1 pseudogene is annotated in these 287 nt (G+C 62.4%); it reads right to left on the bottom strand.

Annotated elements, in window-relative coordinates:
• Nucleotides 1–259 (bottom strand): annotated as a pseudogene (locus DL891_RS16860) (formate dehydrogenase); the annotation flags it as partial.
• Nucleotides 260–287 lie beyond the last annotated feature (28 nt).

Raw genomic sequence — 287 nt, 5'->3', positions numbered from 1 at the left:
CCTTGCCGACGCCAATTGCCGGCGGCAACCCCCGGCTGGTCGGCTCGTGGCACATGTTCGAGCAGTCCGGGAAGTTGTTGGTTCCGAACTCGCGCACGAAGATCGAGTACAGGAACGCGGCTTCGTTCGGCGTCCTCCCCGAGGTGTAGAACTCAGCCTCATGCGGGCTGGACAGGGCCTGCAGGTGTCGCCCGATCAGCGCGAAGGCTTCATCCCAGCTACAAGGAACGTAATGGTCGGTTACCGGGTCATATCGCATCGGCTCGGTCAATCGACCCTGCATCTCC

This window comes from Homoserinimonas sp. OAct 916 (assembly GCF_003260275.1).
Lineage (GTDB): Bacteria > Actinomycetota > Actinomycetes > Actinomycetales > Microbacteriaceae > OACT-916.
This window is presented reverse-complemented; position numbering and strand designations above follow the sequence as displayed.